15 protein-coding genes are annotated in these 15,918 nt (G+C 69.1%); 6 read left to right on the top strand and 9 right to left on the bottom strand.

Annotated elements, in window-relative coordinates; all coding sequences use genetic code 11:
* Positions 1 to 15 precede the first annotated feature (15 nt).
* Positions 16 to 1,059 carry a rod shape-determining protein gene (locus tag OID54_RS12475; protein WP_329018292.1) on the bottom strand — a complete coding sequence of 348 codons (1,044 nt, stop codon included), beginning with the start codon at positions 1,057 to 1,059 and terminating at the stop codon, positions 16 to 18.
* Between the two features lie 164 nt (positions 1,060 to 1,223).
* On the bottom strand, positions 1,224 to 1,784 hold the full coding sequence (locus OID54_RS12470; RefSeq protein WP_329018289.1) for a hypothetical protein: 561 nt from the start codon (positions 1,782 to 1,784) through the stop codon (positions 1,224 to 1,226).
* 176 nt (positions 1,785 to 1,960) lie between these two features.
* Between OID54_RS12470 and OID54_RS39185 the strand changes: the two genes are divergently transcribed.
* Positions 1,961 to 2,689, top strand: a complete 729-nt coding sequence (locus OID54_RS39185; RefSeq protein ID WP_443055570.1) for an SCO2400 family protein — start codon at positions 1,961 to 1,963, stop codon at positions 2,687 to 2,689.
* Positions 2,690 to 2,768: 79 nt separating this feature from the next.
* Here the strand turns inward: OID54_RS39185 and OID54_RS12465 are convergent, their stop codons facing one another.
* Both OID54_RS12465 and OID54_RS12460 read right to left on the bottom strand, forming a co-directional pair.
* Complete coding sequence (locus OID54_RS12465; RefSeq protein ID WP_329018286.1) at positions 2,769 to 3,845, bottom strand: serine/threonine-protein kinase; 1,077 nt, start codon at positions 3,843 to 3,845, stop codon at positions 2,769 to 2,771.
* Positions 3,846 to 3,902: 57 nt separating this feature from the next.
* Positions 3,903 to 4,259: a MerR family transcriptional regulator gene (locus tag OID54_RS12460; RefSeq protein ID WP_329018284.1), complete on the bottom strand. Its 357-nt coding sequence runs from the start codon at positions 4,257 to 4,259 to the stop codon at positions 3,903 to 3,905.
* Between the two features lie 68 nt (positions 4,260 to 4,327).
* On the opposite strand from OID54_RS12460, the gene OID54_RS12455 reads away from it, so the two are divergent.
* Both OID54_RS12455 and OID54_RS12450 read left to right on the top strand, forming a co-directional pair.
* The gene (locus OID54_RS12455; RefSeq protein ID WP_329018282.1) at positions 4,328 to 5,443 is read left to right on the top strand and encodes an alkene reductase; all 1,116 of its coding nucleotides are present in this window, start codon (positions 4,328 to 4,330) and stop codon (positions 5,441 to 5,443) included.
* Between the two features lie 386 nt (positions 5,444 to 5,829).
* Entirely contained in the window at positions 5,830 to 6,159 is a 330-nt protein-coding gene (locus tag OID54_RS12450) for a hypothetical protein (protein WP_329018279.1), read from the top strand.
* A 166-nt stretch (positions 6,160 to 6,325) separates the two neighbouring features.
* On the opposite strand, the gene OID54_RS12445 is transcribed toward OID54_RS12450, so the two are convergent.
* Positions 6,326 to 6,760, bottom strand: a complete 435-nt coding sequence (locus OID54_RS12445; RefSeq protein WP_329018277.1) for a MarR family winged helix-turn-helix transcriptional regulator — start codon at positions 6,758 to 6,760, stop codon at positions 6,326 to 6,328.
* Between the two features lie 91 nt (positions 6,761 to 6,851).
* Here OID54_RS12445 and OID54_RS12440 point away from each other — a divergent pair, with 91 nt between their 5' ends.
* Entirely contained in the window at positions 6,852 to 7,871 is a 1,020-nt protein-coding gene (locus OID54_RS12440) for an NADP-dependent oxidoreductase (RefSeq protein ID WP_329018275.1), read from the top strand.
* A gap of 146 nt (positions 7,872 to 8,017) precedes the next feature.
* Here OID54_RS12440 and OID54_RS12435 read toward each other — a convergent pair whose 3' ends face one another.
* Positions 8,018 to 10,573 (bottom strand): M14 family zinc carboxypeptidase, encoded by a 2,556-nt coding sequence (locus OID54_RS12435; RefSeq protein ID WP_329018272.1) that lies wholly within the window; start codon positions 10,571 to 10,573, stop codon positions 8,018 to 8,020.
* Positions 10,574 to 10,753: 180 nt separating this feature from the next.
* Between OID54_RS12435 and OID54_RS12430 the strand changes: the two genes are divergently transcribed.
* Positions 10,754 to 11,602, top strand: coding sequence for an EI24 domain-containing protein (locus OID54_RS12430; RefSeq protein ID WP_329018269.1), 849 nt, complete (start codon positions 10,754 to 10,756; stop codon positions 11,600 to 11,602).
* A 180-nt stretch (positions 11,603 to 11,782) separates the two neighbouring features.
* Here the strand turns inward: OID54_RS12430 and OID54_RS12425 are convergent, their stop codons facing one another.
* The 3 genes from OID54_RS12425 to OID54_RS12415 form a co-directional block, all read right to left on the bottom strand.
* The gene (locus OID54_RS12425; protein ID WP_329018266.1) at positions 11,783 to 12,517 is read right to left on the bottom strand and encodes a carbon-nitrogen hydrolase family protein; all 735 of its coding nucleotides are present in this window, start codon (positions 12,515 to 12,517) and stop codon (positions 11,783 to 11,785) included.
* Between the two features lie 130 nt (positions 12,518 to 12,647).
* Positions 12,648 to 13,886, bottom strand: coding sequence for a pyroglutamyl peptidase (locus OID54_RS12420; protein ID WP_329018263.1), 1,239 nt, complete (start codon positions 13,884 to 13,886; stop codon positions 12,648 to 12,650).
* A 294-nt stretch (positions 13,887 to 14,180) separates the two neighbouring features.
* Positions 14,181 to 15,134, bottom strand: coding sequence for an SGNH/GDSL hydrolase family protein (locus OID54_RS12415; RefSeq protein ID WP_443055569.1), 954 nt, complete (start codon positions 15,132 to 15,134; stop codon positions 14,181 to 14,183).
* A 270-nt stretch (positions 15,135 to 15,404) separates the two neighbouring features.
* Here OID54_RS12415 and OID54_RS12410 point away from each other — a divergent pair, with 270 nt between their 5' ends.
* Positions 15,405 to 15,899 carry a DUF3145 domain-containing protein gene (locus tag OID54_RS12410; protein ID WP_329018260.1) on the top strand — a complete coding sequence of 165 codons (495 nt, stop codon included), beginning with the start codon at positions 15,405 to 15,407 and terminating at the stop codon, positions 15,897 to 15,899.
* Positions 15,900 to 15,918 lie beyond the last annotated feature (19 nt).

Raw genomic sequence — 15,918 nt, 5'->3', positions numbered from 1 at the left:
GATGTGCCTCCGCTGTCACTCGACCTCTGCCAGTGGGTTGAGCACCAGCGGCCGGATCTTGCCCTCCAGCATGGCGCCCAGACCCAGGATCGCGCAGATGTCCGGACGTTCCGCAATCTGTACCGGCATACCGGTCGCATCGCGGAGCATCTGGTCGAAACCCGGCAGTAGTGCACTGCCCCCGACCATCATGATCCCCCGGTCCGCGAGGTCGGCGACCAGGTCGGGCGGGCAGTCCCGCAGCACCTTCCCGATGCCGTCGAGCACGGAGGTGAGGGGGGTGTGGATGGCGTTGCGCACGGCGGCGGTGTTCACCTGCACCGAGCGGGCCAGCCCGGTGGCCACGTCCCGACCGTGGATCTCGGTGGACTCAGGGCCCTTGGAGGTCAGACCGTTGCCGTGCAGCGCGATCTGGAGAGGGCGCACGGACTGGCTGGGCAGCATTAGCTCGTGCTGGGTGCGCAGGTGCTGGATGACCGCGTGGTCGATGGCGTTGCCACCGACCGGCACCCGCTCTGCGGTGACGATCGAACCGAGCGAGAGCACCGCGATCTGCGTGGTCGCCGCACCACACACCATGATCATGGTCGCGGTCGGCTGCTCCACGGGCAGCCCACAGCCGACCGCCGCCGCGATGAGGGTGTCGACGAGTTCGACGCGCCGGGCTCCGAGGCCCACGAGCGTCTCCACGGCCGCGCGCTGGGCGAGGGGATCACTCAGATGCGGGGTGCAGGCCGCCGCCCGCAGTCTCGGCTTGCGGCGCAGTTGGCGGCGCAACTTCTCCCCCAGCAGATGCCGGATCATCCGCTGGGCCATGTCGATGTCGACGACCGTGCCGCCGGAGACGGGACGGGCGACCCTGATGTAGTCCGGGGTGCGGCCCGTCATCTGCTCGGCCAGTGCCCCGACCGCGATCAGCGCACCGGTGCGGGTGTTCACGGCGGCGACGCTCGGTTCGTCCACGACGAGCCCGGCACCTTTGACGAAGACCCTGGTCCGCGCGGCACCCAGGTCGACGGCGACATGGCAGCGGCGCAACTGCTCAAGACTGACGGTCACGGCGATTCCTCCCGAGTGCGGTACCTGAGGGCATCGTCCGGCGGCCGGGGTCCGGGCGCGCGCTGGGTGGGCCGCTCGGGGGTACGGGAGCCCCGGTCGCCACAGTGCAGGGGTCGTACGAGGGCGCGGGCGTCCACCGGGCCACGGCGCAGCTGTGCCCGGCGCTACACCAGCCGCTGGAACAGCCCCCAGCAGAACTCAGCGGTACGGATCTCCCCGCCCGGGAGGGTCAGGGAGAGTCCCCAGCGGGTCGGCGCCGAGCCCGGCAGCGGGGAGGCGGGGGCGAAGGCACGTGCGGCCTCGTCCACCGTGCACGACCAGGGCCGTAGATCTGTGGCGGTGTGGAGATCGGGACCCGCCGCACCCGGCGCGCGCACCAGCCATTCGTTCCACACCGAGCCGCCGCGCGCCGCCGCCATCACCTCGAACCGGAGGTCGGGCCAGAGCGGGACCGGCCACAGCAGCGCCTCGCACTCCAGATCGCCGATGCGTCGTCCCTGGCGCGATTCGGGTTCGCCGAGGACCGAGCGGTAGCGGTTGAGCGTGCCCCGGCCCTTCGGTGAACGCACCATCGCCTGCCAGCGCCGGTTCGCCTCGCGCATGGCCGCCGTGGACACGCCGAGCCCGCGCCGGGCCTCCTCCACCAGCTCCGGGTGGAAGTCGGCCATCCGGCGCAGGAGGACCAGTTGGAAGTCGAGGGGCCCGAAGGGCGCTGTGGCCGTCATGGGCACCATCCTGCCGGTGCCGGTGGGTGCCGGGGATGGTGACGGCGGCGATGCTCATGCCCGGTCGGCTTGCGGCGCCCCCATGGCCCATTCGTACGCATGGGCGAAGAGTCCTCACCGCATCCTCACACCATCCGTCACTTCCGCGCCTTCCCGCCTCATAGCCTTCGGGGCCCATGGACTACTGCCACCCCTGCCAACGGCATCTGAACGGAGCCCTCGCCTGTGCGGGCTGTGGAACGCCGGCGTACGAACTGATCCGGCCCGCCTCGGCAGCCCCGGGGCCGGGCCGCGGCGAGGACGCGGTGGGCCGGAGTGCCGATGCGATCGAGCCGATCGACGTGGTTTCCAGGAGATCGCACTCCCGCCCCGGCCCGCGACCCTCCGTCCGACCAGGGGCACGTTCCCGGCGAGCCCGCAAAGGCCGTGGACGCAAGGTGCTGATCGGCGGTGTCTGCCTCGCACTCACTGCGGGCGCCTGGGGTCTGGTCGAGCTCACCCAGAACGACGAAGGGGCAGGGGCCGCCACCTCGGTCAAGGAGGCGACATCGCCGGAGCCGGAACCGGTGCCCGAGTCGACCGCCACCGTCGAACCTCCAGCCGATCCCGGTGATTCAGGCAATTCAGGCGATTCAGATGAGGCGACCGGTCGACCGACCACCAGCGCCCGCCCGACCGAACGCCCGCGCAAGCCCGCAGCGGATTCCCGTGCCGACCGCACCCGGGCGCCCTCGCCGACTGCCACCACTGCCCCCTCGTCGCGGCCCCCGAACCGACCCACCAGCCCCACCCCCAGCGCTCCCGGCCGGACCGCGAAGCCGCCGCAACCACGCCTTTCATCGCTGCCGACACCTTCGCCCTCGCCGTCCGACGACTGCGAGCAGTTCCTGTGGTGGTGCGTCTAGGCGTGCCGCCGCTCGGGCTCGATGTGCCCGCGTCGCCGGCTGGAGTCGGACGCGGCGCACCTCCCTCCCCGGGCGGCCGTCAGCGATCGGACGGACCGTATGTCCCGCCGAGCCGATGGATCTCCTCCAGCGGGTACGGAGTCCGTCTGCTCCGGCGCCGGAACTCGCGGTTGAAGTCCGACATCACGGCGGCGACCGGCGCGTGCCGGGCGATGATCGCTGCGGCCTCCTCGGGAATCCCGGTGGGACGCTTGCCCTCCGCATAGGCGCGCACCAGCGCGCCGCGGCCGTCCCGGTCCTCGATCTGATATCCGTACAACGCGGTGACCAGCCAGTTCACCAGATGTGTGGCGATGTAGCAGCGGTCGTACGTCTGATGTCGGTCGAAGAAGTCGACCTCGTCCTGCGACAGTGCGAAGCGCGAGGAGATGGCGAGGCCGTAGTCCGCGAAGTACAGCCGGCGACCGTCGGTGAGGATGTTCTCGAAGTGCGCGTCGAAGTGCTGGAGACCGCGGCCGTTCATGAACGAGGCGCCGGCCGTCAGCTCCCGCTCCACCATGGCGCAGGCCCGGTCGGCGGCCCGGTCTCCCGCTGCGATCTGCGTGCTCAGCCACTGATGCAGATTCTGCGGAAGGTACTCCAGGAACAGTGCGACGCTCGCCGATGACTGCTGGAGGGCCTCGATCCGGCTGCGCACCTGCGGCTCACCGCCCCAGTAGGCAACGGCCCGGTCGACGTCGGCCAGCTCTTCCGGCAGGGGCGTCGAGTCCGGCAGCACCCGCCAGTGGTACATCAGCGGGAAGCCCTCGTGCTCCGCCGCGAGCACCCAGTCCGTCGTCATGGTGTGCACGGCGAGTTCCCTCCAGGCCCCGAAGCCCGGCCCGCCGATGGCGCCGACGCCGTAGTGGCAGAAGTCCGGCAGCTCGAACAGGTTCGCCGTGGACCGGACGTGTTCGGGCCGCATCTCCAGATCGGTGAGGGGTACGCGCTTCACGAAGACCGGAGTTCCGGCGATCTCCAGCAGGGCCGACTTCCCGCCGATGCCGGATCCGATCGGCGCGGCCGAGTCGACGAGTTCGAGGAGGGCACGATCACCGTGCCGGGCCAGGGCCGCGGAGACGGCGCCATGGGCGGCCAGCCGGGCACCGTGCGACATGTCGGGGCACTCCACTGCGGCCTCCACCTCGATGTGAGCTCAATGGTTCGACTCTGGTCAGCCCGCCGCCGTCGCGATGACCTCGTCCAGGACTTCGCGCGTGTAACGCAGGTCCTCGATCGAGCGGTCGATCCGGCTGCGCTCTGCCTCCAACTGGTCGACCAGCCAGGGAGTTGCCGTCTCCGCCGGGCCCCCATCGTGGTCGCGCATGCAGGGAAGGAGGCTCGCAATCTTGTCGCCGCTCAGCCCAGCGGCCAGCAACTGCTGGATGAGGATCACACGGTCGACGGCTGCCTCCTGGTAGTCCCGGTGCCCTCCGCTCGTGCGCTCGGAGGCAAGGATGCCCTTCTCCTCGTAGTAACGGAGGGAGCGCACGCTCACGCCCGTACGCTGGGATAGCTCGCCGATCTTCATGGGTTTCCAGCCCCTCACTGAGCCCAAAGGTTGAACCTGACACCGACGTCAGATCCTACGGTTCCCGCATGACAAACACAGCCCCTTCTCCCCTCCTCGTCCCCTACACCTCCGGCAGCCTCATCCTCCCCAACCGTCTCGTCATGGCCCCCATGACCCGGTTCCGCGCACACGAGGATGGAACACCGCTCCCCGTCGTCGCGGACTACTACGCGCAGCGTGCGGAGGCCGGGCTTCTCATCACCGAGGGCATCTGGCCGCACCGCAGGGGACAGAGCGGCTGGCGCCTCCCGGGGCTTGAGACCGAGGCCAACATCGCCGGCTGGCGCGCGGTGACCGAGGCGGTGCACGCACGCGGCGGGCGGATCTTCGCTCAGCTCATGCACGGCGGACGCCAGGGGCACCCCCGCTCACGGCTGCTCGGCGACATCCCGGCAGGGCCGTCCGCTGTTCCGGTCCCCGGCCCTGTGCACGTCAAGGACGGCAAGGCCGAGGCGCCAGTACCACGTGAGATGACGGCGGCCGATATCCGTACCGCAATCAACGATCACGCGACCGCCGCGCGAAACGCCCTGCGGGCAGGCTTCGACGGTGTGGAGATCCACGGCGCCAACAGCTACCTGACCCACCAGTTCCTCGCCGACAACACCAACCTCCGCACCGACGGCTATGGGCGCGACAAGACCCGGTTCGCCGTCGAACTGGTCACCGCAGTCGCCGAGGCCATCGGAGCGCACCGGCTCGGGCTCCGCCTCTCACCCGGCAACCCCCAGTTCGGCATGTCCGAGCACGCACCAGCCCCCGTGTACCGCTCGCTGCTCAACGCGCTGGCCCCGCTCGGCCTGGCCTACCTCCACCTCACCGACAACGACGACTACCCGGCCCTGGCAGATCTGAGACCGCGCTGGAACGGCACACTCATCGCCAACGTCGGCGAGAACCACGCGCCCACCACCCAACACCAGGGAGAACAGGCGCTCACGCAAGGCCACGCGGACCTCATCTCCTACGGACGCGCGTTCCTCACTCACCCCGACCTGCCCGCGCGCATCGCCGCGAACGACCCGCTCGCCACACCGATTGACATGGAGCACCTCTACACACACGGCGCACAGGGCTACACCGACTACCCGACGCTGGACGAGCAGCGCGCGAGGCAGCTCACCGCCGCAGCGCCACAGTGACGCTCCAGGCGGGTGCACGGGGCAACATCGCTTCAAGGCGATCGACTTCGCCCAGTACACCTGGCGGCTCGGTGATCCACACTGAACGCCCAAGGGCGCCGCCCGGCCTCGTCGATGTGTTGTCCGCAGACACCAGATGAAGCTGTTCAACGCTCGCACGGGCGAAGTCTGAGACCGCGAAGGGATGCCGTGGGCCTGTGAGTACCACCAGCCACCGTAGGCAAGAGGACGAAGCCGATGCACCTTTCGGTGAAGATGAAGTCCTGATCTTCATGCAGAGGCTTGCTGAGCTGGGACTGGTTGCCACCGTTTCTGCCAACGGTGGGGCGGCAGGAGACACAGACCCGCTGCGTTGGACGTTTCGCGTTTTGGGGCAGGGCGGCGTCGTGACCGAGGGAGCATCAGTGGGGGAGTGTGTGCGCCGTGCATGGACCACACTGCGCAATGCCGGCCAGCCCATGGACGTGCGGCTGCCGGACTGGGCGGGGGATGCCGGTGGCGATGGAATCGGCATCCTCGTGTTGGACTGGCTCGTGGACCAGGGCGCCAGTGTTTTCCTCAAGGCCGATGGGGAGCGGTCTACGCCTGGCTGGACCTTCATCGTTCAGTTCGGCCCCCTGACCCAGACCCTGCGGGCCGACGGCCCCAGGGTGGAACGATGCTTCGGCCAGGTCGTGTCTCGGCTCCGGGCCGAAGGGACGAATGTGCCGGTCTGATGGATGAGTCGATCGTGATCGACAGTGCGGTGCGGAGGGGGTTCCAAGTCGAACATCGGTAGACCTCGCTGCACCTCATGTCGTGCACCCCACCTTGCCAAGCGGGTAAGCCGGCCCTCAGCGCTTGTACGCCTGCCCCAGTGCTCTGGTCCTCGTCCTAGCCTGGTCAGCCCGGCCCGTCGCCCAGCATGCGCTTGAGGAGATCCCGCAGCACCCGACGCTCTTCGGGCGACAGCTGCGCCAGGGGCTCGCGGGCGAACTCCAGCGAATCCCGGAGCCGCCCCGCCGTGCTGGCGCCCTCCTCGGTGGGCGCGGCCAGCTTGACCCTGCGGTCCTGCGGATCAGCCCGCCGCTCGACGAGGCCGCGGGCCTCCAGCCGGTCCACGATCCCGGTCACGTTCGACGGCTCGCAGGTGAGCTTCTCCGCTATCCGGCGCATGGGCAGCGCTTCGGCCGTGAGTAGTCCCAGCACCTTGGCCTGGGCCGCGGTGAGGGCCTGTTCGGCCGCAGCCTGTTCGTACTCCGCGTGGTAGCGGGCCACGACGGCGCCGATCAGGTCGACGACTTCGCGGGTCAAGGGGTCACTGCGCGGTGAGGCCATGGTGGACACCGTACCCAGATGTTTGTCATGGTGAAATATTCAGGTCGACAAGTATTCCATGTGCTGAACCAAAACCCGGAGGCTCCCCAGCATGTCCGCACTTCCCACGACCAGTCGTGAATGGCACCTCGTCGCCCGCCCCCACGGCTGGCCGACGACCGATGACGTCGCCCTGCGCGAGGTGGCCGTATCCGCACCGGGCGAAGGACGTGTCCTCGTGCGCAATCGCTACTTCAGCGTCGACCCCTACATGCGCGGCCGGATGAACGACGTGAAGTCCTATGTGCCGCCCTTCGAGCTGGACCGGCCCATGGAGGGCGGCGCGGTCGGTGAGGTCATCGCCTCCGCCGCGGAAGGGTTCGCGGTCGGCGACCACGTCCTGCACGGCCTCGGCTGGCGTGAATACGCCGAGGTGCCCGCCGCCCAGGCCACCAAGGTCAGCGCCGACCTCGCCCCGCTCTCCGCCTACCTCGGCGTCCTCGGCATGACCGGCCTGACCGCCTACGCCGGCCTGTTCAAGGTCGCCTCCTTCGTCGAGGGCGACACGGTCTTCGTCTCCGGTGCGGCCGGCGCGGTCGGCAGCCAGGTCGGCCAACTGGCCCGTATCAAGGGTGCGTCCCGGGTGATCGGCTCGGCCGGCTCCGCCGAGAAGGTCCGGCTGCTCACCGAGGAGTACGGCTTCGACGCGGCCTTCAACTACAAGGACGGGCCGGTCGCCGAACAGCTCGCGAAGGCCGCCCCCGACGGCATCGACGTCTACTTCGACAATGTGGGCGGCGACCACCTCGAAGCGGCCATCTCCTCGTTCAACCTCCACGGGCGCGCCGCTATCTGCGGAATGATCTCCCTCTACAACAGCACCGAGCCGTCGCCCGCGCCGCGCAACCTCCCGCTGATCATCGGCAAGCGGCTGCGCCTCGAAGGCATGTTGGTGTGGGACCACGTCGACCTTCAGCCGCAGTTCGTCCAGGATGTGGCCGGATGGCTGGCGTCCGGGGAGCTGAAGTACCGCGAGACCGTCGTCGACGGGATCGAGAACGGCTTCGACGCCTTCATCGGACTCCTGCGCGGCGACAACACCGGCAAGATGGTCGTCGCGCTCGACCACTGACCCGCGCGGGCGCAATCGACCAACGGCCGGACCCAACCCGCGGCGGCCTCAAGTCCCACAGCTGCGGGGCCTCGAAGCCCCGCAGCACGACCACATGCCGAAGGCCGCACCCCCGAACATCGGGGGTGCGGCCCTCACGCACTGGGTCAGCGGGTCAGCAGCGCCCGTCCGACCTGTGCGAACACACCCTTGGGGTGGTCGCGGAACATCGGCTCCGTACCGAACAGCACCACCGGCGCACCAGCCGCCGAGGTACCGCTGACGATCGACGCCTTGCCCGCCGCGTCGGTCGGTCCGCCCGTGCCGCTGCTGGTGGTCCGCCAGTGGCCCGACACCAGCGGGTTGCCCGTGCCGTACGTCTGGTCGGCCCGGACGCCCGAGCCGAGGCCGGTGAACCACAGCGGCGAGTAGACGAAGGTGTGCTCCGGAGCGCCACCGGTGATCGCGCCGCCCGCGTTGGACACCTTCACCACGCCGTTGGCGTCGCCGTTGCCCGCCACCGCGGTCACCGGGATCAGCCCGGCGCCCGCGTTGAAGTTCGCACCGCCGGCACCCCGGCCCACGACCGAGACACCGCTTGCCGCGAACGCCTCACGCGCGGCGGGGTTCAGGGTCGCAAAGCTCAGACCGGTCGAGACGATCAGCGCGTCCGTGCCCTTCCAGTCGTAGCCGGCGTTGAGGATCGCCGTCGAGACCGGGACCACGTCGAAGCCCATCTCCCGCAGGGCGAACAGTTCGCCCGCGGTCACCGAAGCGGCCACCTTGGTCCGCTTCAGCGGCGCGACCCCACGGTCCCACGTCGCATTGAAGGACACTCCGAGACGCGATGCCTGGGTGTAGGCGGCCTTGCGCGCCGACGCCGGCACGATCGCCGCACCGTCGGCCGTACGCCGGACCGAGACGCCCTGGGCCAGCAGCGCGTTGACCGCGGCCAGCTCCTTCGGGTCGTCCAGACGCAGCTTCAGGTCGCCGAACGGGGCGACGTAGCCGGTCGGACCCGCCGAGTTCACGGAACGGCTGATCACCCGGAGGTCACCGCTCGTGGCCTTGTGGACGGTCGCGCCCCACAGCAGTCCGAGGCTCCAGCCCGAGATGTCGTACATCGCCGACACATCGGGGCTGATGTCGCGGCCCTCGGCGAGGATCACATTGGCGATGCCACGCTTGGGCTGACGCATGTCCACGACGTACGAACCCGCCGGGTGCACCTTGCCCGCCAGCTTGAACGGCAGCAACGCCCGCTCGACCCGGATGTCGTTGGCGATCAGATGGTCCACCAGACGGCCCGCGGCCACTGAGCTGCGCTGGTCCCGCCCGGTCGGAATGACGTACGCCCGCGGGAAGGTGGTCGTGTAGACGTCCTCCGGACCGATCCCGGGCACGCCCGGCACGGTCTCCGAGGAGATCGGACGCTGTGCCTCACCGGCCGCGCCGCGTCGGAAGGTCTCGATCTGGTCGGCGATCACCGAGGAGCGGTTGGCCTGGGTGTAGTCCAGGGTCGACCGCATCACGGCACCGGCGATGTCGGTGTTGATGGCGGAGCGCCGACGCAACTCCTCCACCGGCAGCGACTCGTACGAGGCGTTGTTGACCCGCATCGGGAACTCGATGGTGTGCGAGGCGACCGCGCCCTGGAACGGCATGTACTGCGGGGTGAAGATGGGAGGCCAGTCGTCCCAGCCCTCCGCCTGGTCCCGGAACGGGATCTCGGCGGGCAGCACGCCGTCCTTCTCCGCGGTGTACCCGAGGCCGTTGACGGCCTTCTCCATGCCGAGGGCGTTGGCGTAGGAGTTCTTCAGGAACAGGTCGTACTCGTAGTTCTCACCGTGCGGCGGGGTCGTCGGCTCGATCAGCGTGCCGTTGACGTAGCCGTGCAGGTCGAGCATGACCGCGGGCTGCTTGTCGATCGCGATCTGCCGGATGGCGCGCGTCTCGGGCTGGGACGCCGTGATGAAGTCACGGTTGAGGTCGAAGCCGTTGGAGTTGGGGCGCGTGCCCGCTATGCGACCGTCGGGGTTGGCGGTCACATTGAGGTAGATGCGGTTCTTCGCCAGCAGGCCGGCCGTCTTGGAGTCCTTGGCCTTGGCGAGTTCCTCGATCAGCTTGAGGGCCGCGTCCGTGCCCTCCCACTCGTTGCCGTGGATGTTGTTGTTGATGAAGATCGGGGTCTTGTACGAGGACTTGATCTTCCGGTCCCGGGCCGCGGACGCCGGGGAGTTCTCTATCTGCTCGCGCATCCGCTCCTGGTCACGGACCTCGCGGGAGCTCTCCGGCTCGGTGACCGTCACGAGGTACAGGTCGTGACCGGCGGCCGACTTGCCCGCCAACTCCACGCTGATCCGGTTGCTGAGCCTTTGCAGGTCGTTCAGCTTCGGCGCGATCGAGTGGTAGGGGATCAACCCGAGCTTGATGGACTTGTCCGCCGGGTTGGTGGCCGGTGCCTTCAGGGCGGTGCGTCGGGGATAGGCGTTTTCCTTGTGGAACGAGGGGTGCTTTTGCCCCAGCGCCTCCGGGGAAACCCGGGACTTGCCGAACGTCGCGAGCGGGGAGAGCGTGGAATCGCTTCCTCCGCGGTCCCGAAGCGGATGTCGGTCGTCAGACGGCTTCGGTGCCGTGGGAGCGGCGGTGGCGGAAACGGGCGCGAGCAGGACTGCAGTGGCCAGCGCTGCCGTGGCGACCAGGACGGGTCTGGAAATGCCCATGCGTGGATGCCTCCGGGGTAGAGGGTCGATCGGCGCGACACGTGTCACATCGATCGTTAGGCGTCGGTCTATCGGTTGTAGGCCGCAACAATCAAGACTTGTAATCCACTTTGTTCTGGTATCTCAGTACGCGGGGTCTCCTCGGACCGGCCGTATGAGCAGCCCGGATAGGGTGCACCCATGCGCGATTTCGGGGTGGGTTTCAGCTACTTGATGAAGGGCCAGCGGTGGGTCGGTACCCACGGCCGCTGGTTCGGACTCGGTCTGCTGCCAGGCTTGTTGACGTTTCTGCTGTACGTGGGCGCCCTCATCGGGCTCGCCTACGGAGCCGATGACCTGGTCGGCTGGGCGACCCCTTTCGCCGATGACTGGACGTCACCCTGGCAGGGGCTGTTCCGTGGATTCCTGACCGGACTTCTTTTCGTCCTCGGGCTCTTCCTGTCGGTGATCACCTTCACCGCGGTCACCCTGCTGGTCGGTCAGCCGTTCTACGAATCGCTCTCCGAAGAGGTCGACCGGACCGAGGGTGGCGAGGTGCCGGAGTCCGGTCTGCCGCTCTGGCGCGAACTGTGGATCTCCGCCCGTGACTCGCTGCGGATCCTGGCGCGGGTCGCCTGCTACGGCGTGATCCTCTTCGCCCTGGGCTTCATCCCGGTCGTCGGACAGACCGTCGTCCCCGTCATCGGTTTCTGTGTGACGGGCTACTTCCTCGCCGAGGAGCTCACGGCGGTCGCGCTCCAGCGCAGGGGCGTCGAGCTCAAGGAACGCCTCCAACTGCTGCGCGGCCACCGGATGATGACCATCGGGTTCGGCCTCCCTCTGGCGCTGGCGTTCATCGTGCCCTTCGTGGCCGTCTTCCTGATGCCCGGAGCGGTCGCCGGAGCGACGCTGATGGTACGCAGACTGGAGGGCGCCGAGGATGGTGTGGGCGGCGTGGATGGTGTGGGCGAGTCCACTGATGGAGCACCGGACAGCCTCGCCGGCACCTGGCCGCAGCCTCCCGGCCATGGGTCCGATATGACGTACTGAACGTCCCCGTACTGGATGTCCCGTCACATCGGACGCTGAGCCAGGACAGCGACCGGAACGCATGTGCGGAGCGAAGGCCCGCCGCGTCCGCTCGACCTCCGGGCCCTCGTACACCGTGCTCTACAAGCCGCTGCGAGGACCGGGTGGGGAAGGGTGTTCTGAGCCCTTCCCCAGGGGCGGCTAGCCGCTGGTGGCCCCTTCGACGGCCGCTTCGGCGATCGCCAGGGACCGCACGGACCGCCCCGCCGTCGCCAGCAGGGTGCCGTCCGGCCCCCAGATGGAGCTGAGTCCCGGGCAGTCACCGATGTCGCTCGGTCCCGTCTGGTTGGCGAGCACCACGAACAGCCCGTTCGTGCGGGCGCGCACCGGATAGACGGTCTCGAATGAGTCGTTGCCCTCCTCCAGCACCGAACTCGCCACGTACACCCGACAGCCGTCCGCCCCGGCCCGCTCCGCGATCTCCGGGAACCGGTTGTCGTAGCAGACCGCCATCGCGAAGCGGACCCCATCGAGGGTGAACCGCCCGTCCGCAACGCCCGGTGCGAACAGTTCATGTTCCTCGCCGTGGAGATGACGCTTGTCGTAGCGGGCCAGCAGGGCGCCGTCCGGCCCGATCACCAGCGAGGTGATGCCCGGCAGCTCACCGGCCGTACGGACCACGGCGTTCACCACCACGGCGGTCGACGTCGCCCGGCACGCCTCCCGGATCGCCTCCAGCCGTGGATCGTCCTCGGTAAGCCAACTGCCGGGATCCCGGGCGATCAGCTCCAGCGCATATCCCGTCACCGCCAGTTCGGGCAGGACGACGAGCCGGGCGCCCTCCCCGGCCGCCTGGACGATCAGCCCACGGATGGTCTCCAGATTGCCCGCAACATCACCGGGTACGGGGGTGAACTGCGCCGATGCCAATTTCATGAGGTCATCATCGCTTCCCTTAGCGGTGCGGGCGCCGCTGCCCCTCGCCGCGAGGCCCCAACGCAGCGGGCCGGCGCCACCTTCGGCGCGAGCGCCGGCACCGCCCCGCTGCGGTCAACCGGTCCCCGGCCTACGGCTGGGCCGCGACCTGGATGATCGCCCGCACCTGGGCGATGATGTCCAACCGGTTCTGCACGAAGACCGGGTCCGTGACCTCGGCGCTGTTGCCCGGGCCGAACTGGAGGACCGGGGTGTGCACATGACCTCCCGCGTTCGTCAGCCCCAGCCGGTCGCGCAGCAGGGTCGCCCGGTAGGCGATCTCATTGGACAGGTAGTCACCGCCACCGCCGGCCCGGGCCGTGGAACCGGGCGTGGGGCCGTTCGGTGCGACGACCGCCGTGGTGGAGCCGGCGGGAATCTCCGTCACCGCCCGGTTGTCGTACACCGGGAAGCGGCCGGTGGGGCTCGCCACGATCCGGGCGTGGGGCAGGGTCGTCGAAGTCCACTGCGGTTGCGACGACGGGTCGGCCACGGGCACCGTCTCGGTCCGCGAGACATTGAGGTTGTCCGGGAAACCGCCCCGCCAGGCGCCGTTGGTCCGCTCGATGTCGAACCGGCCCACCCGCCCCTGGCTCACCGTCGTGAAGAGGTCCGCCTTCGGCAACTGCGCGCGGAGCGTGCGCTCCACCGAGCCGTCAGCGAAGTCCTGCCAGCGCACCGGGAAGATCGCCGTCTCGATCCGGGCCGGGCCGGCCGCCGTCTGGATCAGCGTTCCGTCCAGGGCCAGTGCGCTCGCCCCCGAGGGGTTGCTGATTCGGATGTCGCGATCGAGCGTGAAGGGGTCGAAGCCGGTCATCACCACGCGCTTGATCCGCTTGCCCGACGGCAGGTCGATCGAGTCCTGACCCCGCGACGAACGCTCCAGCCGGTCCAGGAGCCGGGCGCGCTGGCTGTCCGTCAGCCGGAAGGAGGGCTGCCACTGGCGCAGCTCCAGCGTCAGCGACAGGCGCGCCCAGTACAACGGCCGATCGTCGTCCCTGCTGAGATCGCCCACCGCGGGACCCTTGCCCTGTGCCCGGTAGACCGCCCGCTCCCAGAGGTCGGAGCCGTGCTCCTGCACCGCCTTCCGCGCCTGCCCAAAGCTCCGAGCACGATCGAGCGCCTTGCCGAGATCGGTCGCCTCGCCGTCGAACCCACTGCGCCGCAGGATCTCCTGCGGCACCGCATGGGCGAGCCGCGCTTCCTCGACGGTGGCGCCCGCCGTGGGGGCAGGGGCGGGCGAAGCCGTGGCGGGCAGCGGTACGGAGAGGGTGAGCGCGGCGGCCAGAGCGGTGCCGACCACCGTCGCGCGGGCGCGTATCGGGGACACGGGTAATCCTTCCGTTGGGGGGTGGCGGAAGTATCACCTTGGGCTCGCGGCCATGGCTAGAGAGATCATTTCGGCCAACAGGGGCGTGGACGGTCCGCATGGGGAGAAATCCCGCCAGCCTCAGTGAGAACACGGGCCACGTCCCGCGCCTGCCCGTCGAGGGGGAGCGGTGCGGCAATCCCAGCGTGCTGGGATTGCCGCACACTCGGGTACGGGATCACTCCGGGGGCACCGGCCGACACCCCCGTGCAGGCCGTGTGCGGCTGTGGATCGTGCCGCAGGCAACGCGGCTGACTAGACAGGCGGCTCGGCCGCCGTGACGTTCCGGTAGGCGATCTCCGCCAGCCGGCTCTGCCCGACCTTGCTCGGATGGAACCAGTCCCACCGGCTCAACAGGTCGCCGTCGAAGCGGTACTCGAACACCGCCCCGCCGTCGTACCGACAGCGCAGGTCCTTTCCGCAGACGTCCTTCAGCACCGCGTTGTACGCGACGACCCGCTCCTGCACCAACGCCCGGCGCTGGTGTGCCTTGGCGCTCACGTCCTCCGCATCGCCGAGCATGGTGGCGCAGATGCCCAGCTTCCAGATCTGCCGGCCCAACGCGTTCTCCTTGCCGGTGGACCAGAGCCGCTTGAGGTCCGGGACGCTGGAGACGTAGACGTGCGCCTTGGGCGCGGTGCGCCGCAACTCCCGCAACGCCTCGCTGAAGGACGCCCGGAAGTCCTCCACCGGGGTCATCAGCGTCACCGAATCGGCGCACGCGTCGTTCGCACCCACCATCACCGTCACCAGTTCCGGCTTCTGTGCGGCAGCCTTGGTCATCTGGGCCGGGAGGTCCGCCGCCTCGGCGCCCGTTCGGGCGTAGTTCCACGCCCGCTGGGCGACGGTCGCGGGTTCACCGATCAGCCGGGTGGCCAGGCTGCGCACCTTCTCGTCCGTGCCGGTTGCCCAGGACGCTTCGGGGCAGTCGGAGAGCACGACGCACGCGTCGAAGGCGCGGGTGATGGAGTCACCCACGGCGGCGATGGAGTCGGGGCTGCGATCCCAGACAGGAGTGGCGATGATGCGTTTCTTGGCGGGGGCGCCCTTGGTCTGCGTATCCGACGGGGAGTCACATCCGGTGAGCGCACCCGCTGTGAGGAGCGCGGCTGTGGTCAGGGCCGCGGTCGTCCGGATGCCTCGTGACTGATGGATCGGTCGTTTCCGTGGTGGCTGCATGGTGTTCTGCGGTGTGCGCTGTCCGCGCATCCCGTTCCCCTCCGTATCGACTGGCTGCCCCCGAGGTCCTGCCGAGTGAAAGCTTGGTGCGTACGGTCCTTGGAGCGAGATTACGGCACCTCGCAGTCACCTGCGCACGGTAGCTTTTCCCCGTCGATCCAGAGGCATCGTGCCCATCGGCTCCGGCGGTTCCGGTAAATTGCGTCACGTCACATACTGTCCCTTTTGCGGAGATTCACTCGTGATGCTGTTTACTGAGGCCGTTGGGAAGGCGATCCTCGTCCCACACTGGAGGTCCCGGTGACGACACGCGGCGTTTTGTATGTCCACTCCGCACCACGCGCGCTCTGCCCGCACGTCGAATGGGCGGTGGCTGGCGTGCTCGGTCTGAGGGTTCAGCTTGACTGGATCCGTCAGCCGGCTTCGCCGGGTACCTGGAGAGCCGAGTTCTCCTGGAAGGGTGAGGTGGGGACGGCGTCCAAGCTCGCATCGGCCCTGCGGGGCTGGCACCTGCTGCGTTTCGAGGTGACGTCGGAACCCTGCGCCACGGCCGAGGGCGAGCGCTATAGCGCCACCCCTGACCTGGGAATCTTCCATGCGGTGACGGGAATGCACGGCGACATCCTCATTCCGGAGGACCGGCTGCGAGCTGCCATGGTCCGCTCGTCACAGGGCGAGACCGACCTTGCAGCGGAGATCGAGAAGCTGCTCGGCAAGCCGTGGGACGACGAGTTGGAGCCCTTCCGCTACGCCGGTGAGGGCGCGCCGGTCCGCTGGCTCCACCAGGTCGTCTGAGCCCCTCTGCGCCACCTCG

Source organism: Streptomyces sp. NBC_00690 (assembly GCF_036226685.1).
Classification (GTDB): domain Bacteria; phylum Actinomycetota; class Actinomycetes; order Streptomycetales; family Streptomycetaceae; genus Streptomyces.
Note: the sequence above shows the minus strand (reverse complement) of the source record. Positions and strands in the feature narration are given on the sequence as shown.